Here is a 16,199-nt window from a genome sequence, read left to right as displayed (position 1 = left end):
AGCGGCAGAGGGTGCCAATGAAGCGGGCGGCGCGCGTGTGTGCGCCGCCCGTGGCGAAACTACGTTGAAAGTGCCGTAACGCGACGCCGGACCGTTATCTCGCCGTGGCCGCGTCGCGTACCGTTCAGGGCTTGTCGATCAGCGTCTTCGTCGCTTCGGCTACGAGGCTGCGTAACCAGCGTACTTCGTCCGAGTAATGACAACGTTCATGCCACAACTGGTAGTACTGCATCGGCGGGAAATCGAGCGGCGCGGGCACGACCGTGAGCGGCAGGAAGCGCGCGTAGTGGTCGGCGAACAGGCGCGTCGTGGTGAAGACGAGATCCGACTTGATGAGCACGTAGGGCGCGAGGTTGAAGTACGGCAGCGTGACGACCACGTGCCGCTTGAGGCGCTCACGCGCGAGGTGCACGTCGATGGCGCCGCGCTGGCCCACGGAGTAGGGCGTGGGCGCGAGATGCGGCGCGTTCAGGTACTGGTCGAGCGTGAGCCCGCCGCGCTTGGCGAACGGATGCGTATTGCTCATCAGGCAGACGATCTGGTCGACGAACAGGTTCGAGAGGTGCAATTGCTCGGGCGGCTCGGGCCAGTTGCCGATCACGATGTCGAGCTTGCCCTCTTCGAGCGCGAGCTCGTAGTCGAACGCGGGCCCAAGCGAATGAAACTCGAGCGTGGCATTGGGCGCGGCCTGGCGAAAACGCTCGACCACGGTGGGCACGAACAGCACGTTCAGGTAGTCCGGGCAGCCGATGCGGTAGCAACGGATGGACGTGGCCGGATCGAAATTGTGCTGCTGGAAGCGAATGCGCTCGATCTCGCGCAGGGCATTCTGCACGGGTTCGAGCAGGCGCAGGCCGTATTCGGTGGGCACCATGCCGGACTTGCCGCGCACGAGGAGCGGGTCGCCGGTAATGTCGCGCAGGCGCCGCAGCGCCGCGCTGATCGCAGGTTGCGATTGATTGAGCTTGACGGCGGCGCGCGTGACGCTGCGCTCCATCAAAAGGGTGTGCAAGACGCGCAAAAGGTACGTGTCGATCGCCTCGCGTTGCTGGCTCATGAACTCTCCGGATTATATGTTTAGGCTGATCGAGGGGCTTTGTGAGTATACGTTTTTTAATATGAACAGCAAAGGCCGTCAAGGGAGGCTTCCACCAGGCGTCCCTGTCGGGGCGGCCTGGCGCGGGGTACGCAGATTTTTGGCGGCTCGACGCTGGCACGGCTAACAAGGTATTGTCGTTTCAAACGGCGAGGCTTCACGGGGGCTCGCTGCGGCATCGAGCGGCACCGCACCACGTCAGAACACAGATAGCCATAACGTACTACGGCGGAACCTCCATGGGCGATTCTTCTTCACGTCTGGCCGGCAGTCCACACGCGGGGGGCGCAGACGCGCGCGTCCCGCGGCTCGCGCTTGCGGGCATCACGAAGCAATATCCGGCCGTGCGAGCGAACGACAACGTCACGCTAACGGTCGCGCCCGGCGAGATTCACGCGCTGCTCGGCGAGAACGGCGCGGGCAAGAGCACGCTCATGAAGATCGTCTACGGCGCAGTGCGCCCGGACGCGGGCGAAATCCGCTGGGAAGGCGAGGCGGTCGAAATCCCGAACCCGGCTGCGGCGCGCAAGCTCGGCATCGGCATGGTGTTCCAGCATTTTTCGTTGTTCGAAACGCTCACCGTGGGCGAGAACATCGCGCTCTCGCTCGACGAGGCGTTCGACCTCAAGGCGCTCGGTCAGCGCATCCGCGAGGTGTCGGCGCAATACGGGCTCGACGTCGATCCCCAGCGCCACGTGCACAGCCTCACGGTGGGCGAGCGCCAGCGCGTGGAGATCGTGCGCTGCCTGCTGCAGAACCCGCGCCTGCTGATCATGGACGAGCCGACCTCGGTGCTCACGCCGCAGGCCGTGCGCAAGCTGTTCGGCACATTGCGCCGGCTGGCATCGGAAGGCTGCAGCATTCTCTATATCAGCCACAAGCTCGATGAAATCCAGGAGCTCTGCGACACGGCAACGGTGCTGCGCGGGGGCAAGGTGACCGGCAACGTGATTCCGCGCGAGGAAACGCATGCCTCGCTCGCGCGGCTGATGGTGGGCCACGAGCTGCCCGCCTATACGCGCCGCGCGCATACGCCGGGCGAGGTGCTGCTCGACGTGAAGCATCTGTCGATGCCCAGCGAGGACCCGTTCGGCACTTCGCTCGACAACGTCACGTTCGCCGTGCACGCCGGCGAGATCCTGGGGATTGCAGGCGTGTCCGGCAACGGCCAGGCGGAATTGCTCGCTGCGCTCTCGGGCGAGGCGCGCGACGCGTTCCAGTCCCGGGCGGGCCGCCACGGCGCGGCCGCCGATTCCGTGACGCTCTGCGGCAAGCCCGCCGCGCGCCTTTCCGCCGGCGCGCGGCGCAAGCTGGGCTTCGCCTTCGTGCCCGAGGAGCGGCTCGGACGCGGCGCCGTGCCCGCGATGTCGCTCTCGGAGAACGCGCTGCTCACGGGGCATCGCCAGGGCATGGTGCGTTCGGGCTGGCTCAGGACCGGCGCGATGCGCGCGTTCGCCGAGCGCTGCATCGGCGCCTTCGACGTGCGCTGCGGCGGCCCCGACGCGCTTGCGCAGAGCCTCTCGGGCGGCAATCTGCAGAAGTACATCGTCGGGCGCGAGATCCTGCAGGCGCCGAAGGTGCTGGTGGTCGCGCAGCCCACCTGGGGCGTGGATGTGGGCGCGGCGGCGTTCATCCGGCAGCAGTTGCTCGACCTTTCTGCGCGCGGCGTGGCGATCCTCGTGATTTCGGAGGAGCTCGAAGAGCTCTTCGACATCTGCGACCGCATTGCGGTGCTTGCGGGCGGGCGGCTTTCGCCCGCGCGTCTCACGGGCGAGACCAATGCCGAGGAGATCGGCCGCTGGATGGCGGGCCTGTTCGGCAATCGTGGCGAGCAGGCCGGGCGCCCGGACGGCGGGCCGCCGCCCGCGGAGCCGGCCGCGCCTCCCGCGCATGCGTGACGCTGCCGGTCTGCGATGCAGGCGCAATGTGCGCCCGATATGAACGCGACGGGCACGTGAAAGACCCATGACGCAGACCTGAGCGAAGCGCGCCCCGAAGTTCTCCACCCGAGCCGAAACCACGACCACCGGACCGATTGCCGATATCGTCATCATGACCTTTCCGTACCGCCTCGAAGCCCGCACGACGCCTTCCCGCACAGTTCGCATCGCCGTGCCGCTGGTTGCCGCACTCCTCACGCTCGCGATCGGCTTTGTGATTTTCGGCCTCGTCGGGCGCGATCCCGTGCAGGCGATGCACGCGTTCTTCATCGACCCGCTTTCCAGTATCAACGGCTGGTCCGAGCTGTTGCTCAAGGCCTCGCCGCTATGTTTGATCGCACTGGGTCTCGCCGCGGGCTACCGCGCCAACGTCTGGAACATCGGCGCGGAAGGGCAGATGGTGCTGGGCGGCATCGCAGCGAGCGGGGTGGCCATCTACTTCGATCAGTCGAGCGGCTGGTGGATCCTGTTTCTCATGATGCTCGCGGGCGTGCTGGGCGGTATGGCATGGGCGGCGATTCCCGCCTGGCTCAAGAGCCGCTTCAACACGAGCGAGATCCTGACGAGCCTGATGCTCACCTACGTCGCCACGCAATTGCTGATCTGGCTCGTGAGCGGTCCGTGGCGCGACCCGAATGGCATGAACTTCCCGCTTTCGGAGATGTTCAGCGGCGACGCGCTCTATCCGACATTCGGCGGCGACTGGCGCATCCACTGGCTGCGCGGCACGCGTCTGAACGCGTCGATCTTCCTCACGCTCGCGGCCATTCCGCTCGTCTGGCTCTTCATGCGCCGCAGCTTCGCGGGCTATCGCATGAGCGTGGGCGGCCTCGCGCCGCTCGCCGCGCGCTACGCGGGCTTCTCGGAGAAGAAGACGATCTGGACCTCGCTGCTGCTCTCCGGCGGCCTCGCCGGCCTTGCGGGCATGGGCGAGATCGCGGGCCCGATCGGCCAGTTGCAAGCGACCTGGTCGCCCGGCTACGGCTTCACGGCGATCATCGTCGCGTTCGTGGGGCGGCTGCATCCGGTCGGGATCGTGCTCGCGAGCCTCCTGATGGCGCTGCTCTATCTGGGCGGCGAAGCGGTGCAGACCTCGCTGCAGTTGCCCCAGGCGCTCTCGGGCGTGTTCCAGGGCCTGTTGCTGTTTTGCCTGCTCGGCGCGGACCTCTTCGTGAACTACCGCGTGCGCCGGCGTCACCCTGTTGCGGCTGCGCGCTGAAGCACTGATCCGTCGATCGAACCGTCCACAAAAAAGCACCCACGAAAAAGCATTCGAAAGAGGCTCCACGACATGGATATCCAGCAAGCCAGCTCGCTCGCGTCGAGCGCCGTCACCGCGGCCATCCCGCTGATGTTCGCGGGCGTGGGCGAGCTCGTCACGGAAAAATCGGGCGTGCTCAACCTAGGCGTGGAAGGCATGATGCTGATGGGCGCTGTGACCGGCTACGCGCTCACGACGATCACCGGCGACCCCTGGCTCGGGCTGCTGGCCGGCATGGGCGCGGGCATCGTCATGGCGCTGCTGTTCGGCTTTCTCACGCTCACGATGCAGGCCAATCAGGTGGCCACGGGACTCTCGCTGACGATCTTCGGCGTCGGGCTTTCGGCGTATGTGGGCAAGCCGTACACCTCGGCGGCCACCTCGGCTACGATCGGCGCCTGGCCGATTCCGGGCCTCTCGCATCTGCCCGTGGTCGGGCCGGCGTTTTTCAGCCTCACGCCCGTCGATTACCTCGCATTCCTGATGTTTGCCGTGGTCGGCTGGTTTCTCTATCGCACACGTGCGGGGCTCGTGCTGCGCTCGGTGGGCGAGTCGCCGCAGGTCGCGCATTCGGTGGGCTTTCCGGTGACCGGCGTGCGCTATTGCGCGACGGCGTTTGGCGGTGCGATGGCGGGGCTCGCGGGGAGCTACTACTCGGTCGTCCAGCTGCATTTGTGGCAGGAGCAGATCACAGCGGGGCGCGGCTGGATCGCGCTCGCGCTCGTCGTGTTCTCGACCTGGCGGCCGGGGCGCCTCCTGATCGGCGCGCTGCTGTTCGGCGCGGTCACAGGCGCGCAGTTCTATGCACAGGCCGTCGGCGTGCCGGTGCCCACGCAGTTCCTTGCGATGCTCCCCTATGTGGCGACGATCGTCGTGCTCGTGCTCATTTCCCGTAACCCGAACACGATCCGCCTGAACGCGCCGGCCTCGCTCGGCAAGCCGTTTTATGGGGCCGCCTAGGTGGGTCGCCCAGGTCGGGCTGCCTAGGTGGGGCCGCGCAGGTCAGTCCGCTCAGGCAAGGCTGACTCGCGGCCGGCTGGGTTGTCCAGGCGCCCCGCAGAAGATTCGAACGCTCGCAGTATCCCTATCCACGACAGGAGATCCACGATGAGAAAAACCATCCTGACCGCTTTCGCCGTTGCCGCAACCTGCGGCGCGGCGGCGCTCGCGCCGCAGGCTCAGGCCGCCGACGCGCCGGGCGTTGCGTTCGTCTATCTCGGCAATCCGGGCGACGCCGGCTGGACCTACGCGCACGATCAGGGCTCGAAAATGGTCGAGCAGAAGTTCGGCAACAAGATCAAGATCACGCGCGTGGAGAACGTGCCCGAATCCGCCGACTCGGAGCGCGTGTTCCGCGATCTCGCGAGCAAGGGCAACAAGATCATCTTCGGCTCGAGCTTCGGTTATCAGGACTTCGAACTGAAGGTCGCGAAGGACTTCCCCGATACCGTGTTCCTGCACGCAACCGGCTACAAGAAGGCCGCGAACTTCGGCACCTATGATGTGCGCATGTATCAGGGTGCGTATCTCGCGGGCGTCGCGGCGGGCTATGCCACCAAGACCAATACGCTCGGCTTCGTCGCCTCGGTGCCGATTCCCGAAGTGGTGCGCAACATCAACGCATACACGCTCGGCGCGCGCTCGGTGAATCCGAAGGTGCATACCAAGGTCATCTGGATCAATAGCTGGTTCGATCCGGGTAAGGAGAAGCAGGCGGCCGAGACGCTGATCGGCCAGGGCGCCGACGTGCTGCTGCAAAACACCGACTCGAGCGCGACGCTCGCGACCGCCGAGGAGAAGCACGTTCACGCGTTCGGCTGGGATTCGAACATGAAGAAGTTCGGCCCGCACGCGCACCTGGGGTCGGTGGAGGCTAACTGGGGCGTTTATTACGTTGCCGCGATCCAGCAGGTGCTGGACGGCAAGTGGAAGAACGATCCAGTCTGGTGGGGCATTCCGCAAAAGGCCGTCGATCTCGGCGACGTGAACACGGCCGAGTTGCCCGCCGACGCGCAGAAGGCCGTCGCCGCGAAGCGCGAGCAGATCGCGAGCGGCAAGTGGGACGTCTTCACGGGCCCGATCAAGGATCAGACGGGCGCGGTCAAGATTCCGGCCGGCAAGACGCTGACCGATCCGGAACTCCAGCGCCTGAACTGGTACGTCGAGGGCGTGGACGGCTCGCTGCCGAAGTAAGCGCACGGCGCGGGGGTGCGATTGCGGCGCGAGGCGTGCCGCAATCGTCCCGGAGCAGGCGAAATCCTAACGTCCGGGCCGCGCTTGCCGTCCGGTCTGTGCAGCACCATGCGGTTGCGCGCAGCCTTCAAGGCTCGCGCAGCCGCTTGTTTTTTAGGGCACGAAGCCGGGCGCATGCAGCCCGGCTTCGCGGCCCGTACCTCACTCGTCGATGCGCAGCCCGACCTTGATCGTCACCTGCCAGCGCGTGATCTGATCGTCTTCGATCATGCCGCGCGTTTCGGTGACCTCGAACCAATGCAGGTGGCGCAGGGTTTTCGAGGCGCGCGAGATGGCGCAGCGTATGGCGTCGTCGCTCGAGACGGTGGACGAGCCGGTGAGTTCGATCTGCTTGTAGACGTGGTCGTTCATGACAATGTCTCCTTTTTTGCGGACGGCGCGCGGGGCGTTCGGCACACGCGTCAATCGAGTATAGGCAACAGCCCGGCGAGCGGCAGACCGCCGGTGCGAATGCCGTGCCGGTATGAATGCCGTGCCGGTATCATGGCGCCTCGCCATTGCGCCGCATCGGCCATGCCGGCCAGGGTTGGACGGCGCGACGCGGATTTTGAAATGGCCTGAGCTGGAACGTAGCGAGACACGATGCAGGAGACGAAGAAGATGCAGAAGCAGGAACTGGGATTTTGCGGACCGGGCTTGATGGGCGCGCCGATGATCCGCCACTTGTTGCGCGCGGGTAACGCGGTGCGCGTGTGGAACCGCACGCCGGAGAAGGCCGAGGCGCTGGTTGACGATGGCGCGCAGGTCGCCGCCACGCCGGCGGAGCTGGCCCAGCATGCGGACGTGGTGCTGCTGTGCGTCGCGGACGGCGCCGCGGTCGAGCAGGTGGTGTTCGGCGAACACGGCTTGCTGGCCGCCGTGGAGCGTGAAGGCGAGGGCGGGCGAAGCGTGCGCGTGCGCTGTATCGTCGATCATTCGAGCATTCCGCCCGAGCTGACGCGCGAGCTGGCCGCGCGCGCGGCGGCGCTTGGCGTGGGCTGGGTGGATGCGCCGGTCTCGGGCGGCGTGGCGGGCGCGCAGGCGGGCTCGCTCGCGGTCATGGCGGGTGGGGCGGCGCAAGACGTTGATGCCGTTGCGCCGATCCTTGCCGCCTACGCGGCGCGGGTGACGCACATGGGCGGTCCCGGCGCGGGCCAGACCACGAAGCTGTGCAATCAGGCGATTGTCACGGCGACGGTCGCGGCGATCGCCGAGGCGGTGGGCCTCGCGCGCCGCAGCGGCATCGACGCCGCCAAGCTGCCCGAGGCGCTCGCGGGCGGCTGGGCCGATTCCACGCTGCTGCGCACGTTCGTGCCGCGCATGACCCAGGAGGGCCTCGCGCCAATCGGTGCGCTGAAAACGTTCCAGAAGGACGTGGATACGGTCGCGGACGCCGCGCGCCAGACCGGCACGCCCATGCCGGTCGCGGGCACCGTGCAGCAAATCCTGCGCCTGGGCGCGGCGATGGGACTGGCCGAGGCGGACCTTTCGGGCTTTGTCGACGTCCTGCAGATACCGCGGCGCGGCTGATGCCGCGGCTCGGGGGGCAGGCGGCAAGCGGCTCCCCTGGTTCACAAGTCCCAGGCCCCCGGCACCCGTCGGGCTCCCCAGACTGCCATCCGGCAGTCCAGGCATTGCCGGCACGAATCTGCCACGAATTTCCGGTAATTTTCCAGGGCGCGCCTGCGAGGCCAGAGCGCTGGCAGCCGCGCGCGAACTGGCATAACCTGCTAAAATTACAGGTTTTTCGTCGATCTACTTACCGGGACGCGCTGTGCTCTCTACCGCCAACATCACCATGCAATTCGGGCCGAAGCCCTTGTTCGAGAACATCTCGGTCAAATTCGGCGAAGGCAACCGCTATGGCCTGATCGGCGCGAACGGTTGCGGCAAGTCCACGTTCATGAAGATCCTGGGCAGCGACCTCGAGCAGAGCTCCGGCAACGTCATCCTCGAGCCGAACGTGCGTCTGGGCAAGCTGCGTCAGGACCAGTTCGCGTACGAAGATGTGCGCGTGCTCGACGTCGTCATGATGGGCCACACGGAAATGTGGGCCGCGATGACCGAGCGCGACGCGATCTACGCGAACCCCGAGGCAACCGACGACGATTATATGCACGCCGCCGAACTCGAAGCGAAGTTCGCCGAGTACGACGGCTACACGGCCGAGGCGCGCGCGGGCGAGCTGCTGCTCGGCATCGGCATTGGCACGGAGTTCCACAACGGCCCGATGAGCGGCGTGGCGCCGGGCTGGAAGCTGCGCGTGCTGCTCGCACAGGCGCTGTTCTCGAAGCCGGACGTGCTGCTGCTCGACGAACCGACCAACAACCTCGACATCAATTCGATCCGCTGGCTGGAAGACGTTCTGAACGAGTACAACTCGACCATGATCATCATCTCCCACGATCGACACTTCCTGAACCAGGTCTGCACGCACATGGCGGACATGGACTACGGCACGCTGAAGGTCTGGCCGGGCAACTACGACGACTACATGCTGGCCTCGGCGCAGGCGCGCGAGCGTCAGCAGGCCGCCAACCAGAAGGCGAAGGAGCGCGTGGCCGACCTGCAGGACTTCGTGCGCCGCTTCTCGGCCAACAAGTCCAAGGCGCGCCAGGCGACCAGCCGCCTGAAGATGATCGACAAGATCAAGATCGAGGAATTCAAGCCGTCTTCGCGCCAGAACCCGTTCATCCGCTTCGAGTTCGAGAAGAAGCTGCACAACATTGCCGTGGTCGCGGAAGAAATCACGAAGACGTACGAGCGCAGGATTTTCAACAAATTCAGCATCAGCGTGCAGCCGGGCGAGCGCATCGCGATCATCGGCGAAAACGGCGCGGGCAAGACCACGCTGCTGCGCTCGCTGCTGGGCAATCTGGCCGTCGATAACGGCTCGGTGAAGTGGGCCGAGAACGCGAGCATCGGTTACATGCCGCAGGATACGTACGAAGAGTTTCCGGCTGACGTCACGCTGATGGACTGGATCGACCAGTACCGCCAGGAAGGCGACGACGAGCAGTCCGTGCGCGGCACGCTCGGCCGTCTGCTCTTTAACGCCGACGACATCCGGAAGTCGGTGAAGGTGCTCTCGGGCGGGGAGAAGGGCCGCATGATCTGGGGCAAGCTGATGCTCGGCCGCCACAACGTGCTGCTCATGGACGAGCCCACCAACCACATGGACATGGAATCGATCGAGTCGCTGCAGATCGCGCTCGAAAAGTTCGAAGGCACGCTGATCTTCGTGTCGCACGACCGCGAGTTCGTGAACGGTCTCGCCAACCGCATCATCGAAGTGAAAACCGACGGCAAGATCAACGACTACAGCGGCAACTACGAGGACTTCCTTGCGAGTCAGGGCCTGCATTGAGGTTCGGCTCGTAGTCTGAGCCACGAATGAAAACGGGCGGCGCGAATGCGTCGCCCGTTTTGCTTCGAGCGTCTGGGTGCCAGGGCCTATTCCTCTGTCCGTGCCGTGTTGTCGTCCAGCGTCTTCCAATGCCCGATCATGTCGTTGTTCTTCACCGTGGGCGGGCCGTCCGAGACACTGCCGGGCGTGTCTGACGACCTTTCCGGTGCAAGCGCACTCGAGAACGTGCTCGAGAAGCTGGTTGAGCCGTTGGGCGGGGGCGGTGCGAAGGGCGTGGCTGCACCCGTCGAGAATGTCTGAGATAAAGCCAGGGCGGGCAAGAACGCGGTCACTGCTGCAACTGCGATGATCCGGCCACTACGCGGACGGCTACGAGGGGCGAGCCAATTCATTTCTTTACTCCTCCGTAACAAGTCGGCGGGAAGTTTAAGGCACGCATGCTGCAGCCCATCTCAATTTCGGCATTCGTGGGCAAATGGCTTTTTCCCTGTGTCAACGGCGTACCTTCCGTTTGCGTCAACCGCGCTAGAATGCGGGATCTTCGCGGCATGGCCGCGAGCTCAGATGGACCATACGGAGACAGGAGTACCCGCATGAACAACTACGAGCAGCTCTACATCAACGGCCAATGGGTCGCGCCGCACGGCAAGGGCACGATCGACGTGATCGACTCGGGCACCGAGGCTGTCATGGGCCGCATCCCCGAAGGCAACGAAGCCGATGCCGAAGCGGCTATCGCCGCCGCGCGCGCCGCTTTCGACACATGGGCGGCAACGAGCCCGCAAGAGCGCGGCGCCTACCTCCAGAAAATCGCCGATAACCTCAAGGCCCGCACCGACGAGCTCGCCCAGTTGATCGCGGGCGAAGTGGGCATGCCGCTGAAGCTCGCGCGCGCGATCCAGGTGGGCGGCCCCGTCTACAACTGGGGCGCCTACGCGAAGCTCGCGAACGAGTTCCAGTACGAGGAGCGCGTGGGCAACTCGCTCGTCGTGCGCGAGCCGGTGGGCGTGGTCGCGGCCATCACGCCGTGGAACTATCCGCTCAATCAGATCACGCTCAAGGTGGCCGCCGCGCTCGCCGCGGGATGCACCGTCGTGCTCAAGCCGTCCGAGGTGGCGCCGCTCAACGCGTTCGTCCTCGCCGAGGCCATTCACGAGGCGGGCCTGCCCGCAGGCGTCTTCAATCTCGTGACCGGCTACGGGCCGGTGGTCGGCGAGTTGCTCGCGCGTCACCCCGACGTCGACATGGTCTCGTTCACCGGCTCGACGCGCGCGGGCAAGTGCGTGTCGGAGGTGGCTTCGGCCACCGTCAAGCGCGTCGCGCTGGAGCTGGGCGGCAAGTCGGCCTCGGTCGTGCTCGACGACGCGGATTTCGCGGCGGCCGTGAAGGGCACCGTGGGCGCCTGCTTCCTGAACTCGGGGCAGACCTGCTCGGCACATACCCGCATGATCGTGCCCGAAGCGCGCTACGAAGAAGCGCGCGCACTCGCGAAGGAGGCCGTCGAAGCCTATACGGTCGGCGATCCGCGCGACGAAAAAGCGAAGCTCGGACCGCTCGCCTCGAAGGTGCAACAAGAGCGCGTGCAGCAGTACATCGAGCGCGGCATCGCCGATGGCGCCGAGCTGGTGACGGGCGGCGCAGGCCTGCCCGAAGGCGTGACGAAGGGCTTCTTCGTGAAACCGACCGTGTTCGGCCGCGTGCCGCGCGATGCAGCCATCGCGCAGGAGGAGATCTTCGGCCCGGTGCTCACGATCCTCACGGCCAAGGACGAGGATGACGCCGTGGCAATCGCCAACGACTCGCCCTACGGCCTGGGCGGCGCGGTCTGGGCCGGCAGCGACGAGCGCGCGGCACGCGTGGCGCGCCGCATCCGCACGGGCCAGATCGACATCAACGGCGGCACCTGGAACATGGCCGCGCCGTTCGGTGGCTTCAAGCAGTCGGGCCACGGCCGCGAGAACGGTGTATATGGTCTCGAAGAGTACCTGGAGTACAAGTCGATGCAGTTCAAGGTGCCGAAACCCTGATGTGAAGCCGCTTCGCGCCTTGCAAAGGTTTCGGTGCGACGTTTTGATTTTCATCATTAATGCGGAGATCTTCGCTGTTCTCCGCATTTTTTATTGATATTTATCAATATCGTCCGTGGGCAGCGCGCGACCATTGACGCTTTGCCATCGACAACGCAAAGCGGGTCTCCATGTTTCCTACACATTCATTCGCGCCGCTCGACATCCGCGGCCGCCAACTGCTGCCCATCGTGCAAGGCGGCATGGGCGTCGGCATCTCGGCGCACCGGCTCGCGGGCAGCGTCGCGCGCGAAGGCGCGCTCGGCACCATCGCGAGCATCGACCTGCGCCATCATCACGCCGACCTCGTCGCGCTGTGCCGCGCCGACCCTCGGCATGAGACGCTCGCGCGCGCGAATCTCGTCGCGCTCGGCCGCGAGATCGAGGCCGCGCGCAAGCTCGCGCAGGGCAAAGGCATGATCGCCGTGAACGTCATGAAGGCGGTCAATGCCCATGCCGACTACGTGCGCGCGGCCTGCGAGCATGGCGCCGATGCGATCGTCATGGGCGCGGGCCTGCCGCTCGATCTGCCCGATCTCACCCAGGGCGTGGATATTGCGCTCATCCCGATCCTTTCCGATGCGCGCGGCGTTTCGCTCGTGCTCAAGAAGTGGATGAAAAAAGGGCGTCTGCCCGACGCCGTCGTGCTCGAGCATCCCGCGCACGCGGGCGGCCATCTCGGCGTGACCGATATCGCCGACATGGGCAATGAGCGCTTCGCATTCGATCGCATCTTCGAGGAGCTCGACAGCGTTTATGCGTCGCTCGGCATCACGCGCCGCGAGGTGCCGCTCATCGTGGCGGGCGGCATCAACAGCCACGAGGCCGTGCGCAAGTGGCTCGACGCGGGCGCCAACGGCGTGCAGGTGGGCACGCCGTTCGCCGTGACGGAGGAGGGCGATGCCCATCCGAATTTCAAGCGCGTGCTCGTTGACGCCAAACCGGAAGATATCGTCGAGTTCGTGAGCGTGACCGGCCTGCCCGCGCGTGCGGTGAAGACGCCGTGGCTCGACCGTTACCTGCGCAACGAGTCGCGCATCCGCAACAAGATCGGTCTCGTCAAGAATGCGTGCCCGACCGGGCTCGAATGTCTGTCGATCTGCGGTCTGCGCGACGGCATCGAAAAATTCGGCCATTTCTGCATCGATACCCGTCTTGCGGCGGCGTTGCGCGGCGACGTGGCGAATGGCCTGTTCTTCCGTGGCCGCGAAGCGTTGCCATTTGGCAACGCCATCCGCAGCGTAAGGGACCTGCTGGAGCTGCTTTTGACCGGCGTTTTGCGGCCTGCTGTCGCACATCGGGCGGCATTTGCGCTGACCTGACGGCCATCAAATTCGCGATGGAACCCCCCGTTGACAATTTCTACGGACTTGCGAATCAGCGCAGGGATAACGGGGGTAACCATCATGAAGAGGCAATTCAAAACCATCGCGGCTGCCGCCGCACTTGCGTTCGGTGCGGCTTTCGCCGCATCGGCCGCTCACGCTGCCAGCACACCCGAAACGGGCATTTATGCGGGCGACTGGCTCGTGCGCCTGCGCGCGATCGCCATCACGCCGCAGGTGGGTTCGAGCGGCACGCTCAATGCGATCAAGGCAGACGTCAACAACGCGATCGTTCCCGAGCTCGACTTCACCTACATGGTGACGAACAACATCGGCGCCGAGCTCATTCTCGGTACGTCGCGCAACCAGATCACGTCAAGTCTCGGCGCGCTGGGTGGCGTTGGCGTGCTGCCGCCCACGCTGCTGCTGCAGTATCACTTCAATAACGCGGGCGTGTTCCGGCCGTACGTCGGCGCCGGCATCAACTACACGCTGTTCTACAACAACGGTCTGCACGTGGGCGATCAGTCCGTGTCGATCGACAACCATAGCTTCGGCCCGGCGCTGCAGTTCGGCGTCGACTATCAGGTCGCCAAGAACGTTTTCGTGAACGCGGACATCAAGAAGATCTGGATGCGCACGGGCGCGTCGCTCAATGGCTCGTCGCTCGGCACACTCTATATCGATCCGCTCGTGGTGGGCGTGGGTGTCGGCATGAAGTTCTGATCGCCGCCGCGCGAGGTGAGTCCTGCGCGACGTCGACACGAAAGCAACGCCGGCTAGTCCGGCGTTTTTTTTGCTTTGTTCGACTGGCCTGCCACGGCTGGTCAGGCGTAGCAGGCCAGGCACGGCCAGTCAGGTGCGGCCGGCCAGGCACGACCGGTCAGGCGCGGCCGGCTAGGCGCGGTTCTTCTGAAAGCGCATTGCGGTGCCCTCGTGCTCGATGCGCGTCCAGACGGCGCGCTTTTCCTCGTCGGTCAGGAAGACCCAGTTCGAGACTTCCGTCGCGGTGCGGCCGCAGCCTTTGCAGATGTCGTCGAAGAGCGTCGAGCACACGCCGATGCACGGACTGTCGGGGAGGTCGTGGAGATTGGAGGCCATCGATATGTCTTGGGGCGGGATGGCCGGCGCGCAAGCATGTGCACCGGCCGTGCGGAAAACCCCGCTATGTTAACCGATTCGCCGGCGTCGTCTGCTTTGTCCGTTTGGCTGAGGGGGCAACGGCTCGGTGGCGCCATGCGTGTGCTCGTCTTGGGTGCATGAGCGGCGTGCGCCGGTCATGCCGTTGGGTTCCGGGCCGGCAGGGCGAATGCGAGGTGCATGCCTTACGAATTCATTCAACCGGAAAGGCCCACGGCCTGACGGGCAGCGGCGTCGCGCGACTGCTGCGCAGGCGGTTTTTTTGGTGGACAGGGCCGGATAAACGGCTAAAATTGCGCGCGATTTACCGGCCATCATGGCCATCTACGGTGACCGTCCTCGCTGCGCGGCAGATCCTGTTCCGTTTGCGCGACACGGCGGCGCGCTTTTTTTGTCGCATGGCATGTTTGATGGTAGGTTCGGTAAATGCAGGGGAGCCGCGTCGGACGCGGCAGACAGACAGGGTGGTCGGCCGGCGCGAGCGGGCCGCAGCCAGGCCGGATCCAGGCCAAAGACAGGCTAACAAGCGGAGAACGGGATGAAGAAACGGGTTTTGGCGAAGCTGGCTGTACTCGCGCTGTGCGCGGCGCCGTGGCTGACGTCGGTGGCGAAGGATACGCAACTGAACGTGTACAACTGGTCCGATTACATCGCCAAGGACACGATTCCGAACTTCCAGAAGCAGACCGGCATTCAGGTCAAGTACGACAACTACGACAGCGACGACACGCTCCAGGCCAAGCTGCTCGCGGGCAATTCGGGCTATGACATCGTCGTGCCGACCAGCAACTACGCGGGCAAGCAGATCGCCGCCGGGATCTTCGCGCCGCTCGACAAGTCGAAGATCCCCAACCTCAAGTATCTCGATCCGCAATTGATGGCGCTGGTCGCCGGCGCGGATCCGGGCAACAAGTTCGCCGTGCCCTGGGCCTACGGCACCACCGGTCTCGCCTATAACGTCACGAAGGCGCAGCAGATCCTTGGCAAGAATGTGCCGCTCGACAACTGGGACATCCTCTTCAAGCCCGAGAACATCTCGAAGCTGAAGGCCTGCGGCGTGTCCGTGCTTGACGCGCCGGACCAGATGTTTGCAGCCGCGCTGCACTACATCGGCAAGGACCCGCTCTCGACCAACCCGGACGATTATCGCGCCGCGCTCGCGATGATGAAGAAGATCCGTCCGTACATCACGCAGTTCAACTCGTCGGGCTACATCAACGACCTCGTGGGCGGCGACATCTGCTTCGCCTACGGCTGGTCGGGCGACGTCGTGATCGCCAAGCACCGCGCCATCGACGCGAAGAAGCCGTACAAGATCGAATATTACATTCCGAAGGGCGGCGCGCCGATCTGGTTCGACGTGATGACCATCCCGAAGGACGCGCAACACAAGGAAGCGGCGTACGAGTGGATCAACTACATCGAGACGCCGCAGGTCCACGCGGCCATCACGAATGCGGTCTACTACCCGAGCGCGAACGCCGAAGCGCGCAAGTACGTGAACAAGGACATCGCCAACGACCCGGCCGTGTACCCGTCGCCGGAAGTCCTGAAGACGCTGTTCCTGCTCAAGCCGCTGCCGCCTGAGATCCAGCGCTTGCAGACGCGTCTGTGGACCGAATTCAAGTCGGGCCGCTGATGCGCCAGCACGCGGGCTCCCGGCTGTCCTCAGCGCGCGGTTAGCGCCCGCTTGGCGCGCAGTGATCGTTTTACCCGAGCCCTCGGCACGATGCCGGGGGCTTTGTTCGTCAACCCCGTCCAGCATCAAGGCA

Annotated in this window: 14 protein-coding genes; 11 read left to right on the top strand and 3 right to left on the bottom strand. The window is 65.2% G+C overall.

Going from position 1 to position 16,199, the window contains the following annotated elements; genetic code table 11:
* Positions 1 to 124 precede the first annotated feature (124 nt).
* The gene (locus EYW47_RS07395) at positions 125 to 1,057 is read right to left on the bottom strand and encodes a LysR substrate-binding domain-containing protein (protein WP_103703842.1); all 933 of its coding nucleotides are present in this window, start codon (positions 1,055 to 1,057) and stop codon (positions 125 to 127) included.
* 278 nt (positions 1,058 to 1,335) lie between these two features.
* Between EYW47_RS07395 and EYW47_RS07390 the strand changes: the two genes are divergently transcribed.
* The 4 genes from EYW47_RS07390 (at position 1,336) to EYW47_RS07375 (ending at position 6,490) form a co-directional block, all read left to right on the top strand.
* Positions 1,336 to 2,994, top strand: coding sequence for an ABC transporter ATP-binding protein (locus EYW47_RS07390; protein ID WP_133194175.1), 1,659 nt, complete (start codon positions 1,336 to 1,338; stop codon positions 2,992 to 2,994).
* A 154-nt stretch (positions 2,995 to 3,148) separates the two neighbouring features.
* Positions 3,149 to 4,255 (top strand): ABC transporter permease, encoded by a 1,107-nt coding sequence (locus EYW47_RS07385; RefSeq protein WP_133194174.1) that lies wholly within the window; start codon positions 3,149 to 3,151, stop codon positions 4,253 to 4,255.
* Positions 4,256 to 4,327: 72 nt separating this feature from the next.
* Positions 4,328 to 5,257, top strand: a complete 930-nt coding sequence (locus EYW47_RS07380; protein WP_133194173.1) for an ABC transporter permease — start codon at positions 4,328 to 4,330, stop codon at positions 5,255 to 5,257.
* A 147-nt stretch (positions 5,258 to 5,404) separates the two neighbouring features.
* Positions 5,405 to 6,490 (top strand): BMP family ABC transporter substrate-binding protein, encoded by a 1,086-nt coding sequence (locus EYW47_RS07375; protein ID WP_133194172.1) that lies wholly within the window; start codon positions 5,405 to 5,407, stop codon positions 6,488 to 6,490.
* Between the two features lie 201 nt (positions 6,491 to 6,691).
* On the opposite strand, the gene EYW47_RS07370 is transcribed toward EYW47_RS07375, so the two are convergent.
* Complete coding sequence (locus EYW47_RS07370; protein ID WP_133194171.1) at positions 6,692 to 6,901, bottom strand: dodecin; 210 nt, start codon at positions 6,899 to 6,901, stop codon at positions 6,692 to 6,694.
* A 231-nt stretch (positions 6,902 to 7,132) separates the two neighbouring features.
* Here EYW47_RS07370 and EYW47_RS07365 point away from each other — a divergent pair, with 231 nt between their 5' ends.
* The 6 genes from EYW47_RS07365 (at position 7,133) to EYW47_RS07345 (ending at position 14,013) form a co-directional block, all read left to right on the top strand.
* Complete coding sequence (locus EYW47_RS07365; RefSeq protein WP_240763578.1) at positions 7,133 to 8,059, top strand: NAD(P)-dependent oxidoreductase; 927 nt, start codon at positions 7,133 to 7,135, stop codon at positions 8,057 to 8,059.
* 244 nt (positions 8,060 to 8,303) lie between these two features.
* Entirely contained in the window at positions 8,304 to 9,896 is a 1,593-nt protein-coding gene (locus EYW47_RS07360) for an ABC-F family ATPase (protein ID WP_133194170.1), read from the top strand.
* 138 nt (positions 9,897 to 10,034) lie between these two features.
* Positions 10,035 to 10,196 (top strand): hypothetical protein, encoded by a 162-nt coding sequence (locus EYW47_RS40790; RefSeq protein WP_165976509.1) that lies wholly within the window; start codon positions 10,035 to 10,037, stop codon positions 10,194 to 10,196.
* 293 nt (positions 10,197 to 10,489) lie between these two features.
* Positions 10,490 to 11,923 (top strand): aldehyde dehydrogenase family protein, encoded by a 1,434-nt coding sequence (locus EYW47_RS07355; protein WP_133194169.1) that lies wholly within the window; start codon positions 10,490 to 10,492, stop codon positions 11,921 to 11,923.
* A gap of 170 nt (positions 11,924 to 12,093) precedes the next feature.
* A complete protein-coding gene (locus EYW47_RS07350; RefSeq protein ID WP_133194168.1) occupies positions 12,094 to 13,284 on the top strand; it encodes an NAD(P)H-dependent flavin oxidoreductase in 1,191 nt (396 codons plus the stop codon).
* Positions 13,285 to 13,368: 84 nt separating this feature from the next.
* On the top strand, positions 13,369 to 14,013 hold the full coding sequence (locus EYW47_RS07345; protein WP_133194167.1) for an OmpW/AlkL family protein: 645 nt from the start codon (positions 13,369 to 13,371) through the stop codon (positions 14,011 to 14,013).
* Positions 14,014 to 14,184: 171 nt separating this feature from the next.
* On the opposite strand, the gene EYW47_RS07340 is transcribed toward EYW47_RS07345, so the two are convergent.
* Positions 14,185 to 14,388, bottom strand: coding sequence for a DUF1289 domain-containing protein (locus EYW47_RS07340; protein ID WP_133194166.1), 204 nt, complete (start codon positions 14,386 to 14,388; stop codon positions 14,185 to 14,187).
* Positions 14,389 to 14,965: 577 nt separating this feature from the next.
* On the opposite strand from EYW47_RS07340, the gene EYW47_RS07335 reads away from it, so the two are divergent.
* Entirely contained in the window at positions 14,966 to 16,066 is a 1,101-nt protein-coding gene (locus tag EYW47_RS07335; RefSeq protein WP_133194165.1) for a polyamine ABC transporter substrate-binding protein, read from the top strand.
* Positions 16,067 to 16,199 lie beyond the last annotated feature (133 nt).

Origin of the sequence: Paraburkholderia silviterrae, from assembly GCF_004353915.1 — a bacterium.
GTDB classification, from domain to species: Bacteria; Pseudomonadota; Gammaproteobacteria; order Burkholderiales; family Burkholderiaceae; genus Paraburkholderia; species Paraburkholderia silviterrae.
Note: the sequence above shows the minus strand (reverse complement) of the source record. Positions and strands in the feature narration are given on the sequence as shown.

Coding starts and splice junctions, on each gene's coding strand:
- EYW47_RS07395 (WP_103703842.1), bottom strand. CDS start 1,057: ATGAGCCAGCAACGCGAGGCGATCGACACGTACCTTTTGCGCGTCTTG.
- EYW47_RS07390 (WP_133194175.1), top strand. CDS start 1,336: ATGGGCGATTCTTCTTCACGTCTGGCCGGCAGTCCACACGCGGGGGGC.
- EYW47_RS07385 (WP_133194174.1), top strand. CDS start 3,149: ATGACCTTTCCGTACCGCCTCGAAGCCCGCACGACGCCTTCCCGCACA.
- EYW47_RS07380 (WP_133194173.1), top strand. CDS start 4,328: ATGGATATCCAGCAAGCCAGCTCGCTCGCGTCGAGCGCCGTCACCGCG.
- EYW47_RS07375 (WP_133194172.1), top strand. CDS start 5,405: ATGAGAAAAACCATCCTGACCGCTTTCGCCGTTGCCGCAACCTGCGGC.
- EYW47_RS07370 (WP_133194171.1), bottom strand. CDS start 6,901: ATGAACGACCACGTCTACAAGCAGATCGAACTCACCGGCTCGTCCACC.
- EYW47_RS07365 (WP_240763578.1), top strand. CDS start 7,133: ATGCAGGAGACGAAGAAGATGCAGAAGCAGGAACTGGGATTTTGCGGA.
- EYW47_RS40790 (WP_165976509.1), top strand. CDS start 10,035: ATGTCGTTGTTCTTCACCGTGGGCGGGCCGTCCGAGACACTGCCGGGC.
- EYW47_RS07355 (WP_133194169.1), top strand. CDS start 10,490: ATGAACAACTACGAGCAGCTCTACATCAACGGCCAATGGGTCGCGCCG.
- EYW47_RS07350 (WP_133194168.1), top strand. CDS start 12,094: ATGTTTCCTACACATTCATTCGCGCCGCTCGACATCCGCGGCCGCCAA.
- EYW47_RS07345 (WP_133194167.1), top strand. CDS start 13,369: ATGAAGAGGCAATTCAAAACCATCGCGGCTGCCGCCGCACTTGCGTTC.
- EYW47_RS07340 (WP_133194166.1), bottom strand. CDS start 14,388: ATGGCCTCCAATCTCCACGACCTCCCCGACAGTCCGTGCATCGGCGTG.
- EYW47_RS07335 (WP_133194165.1), top strand. CDS start 14,966: ATGAAGAAACGGGTTTTGGCGAAGCTGGCTGTACTCGCGCTGTGCGCG.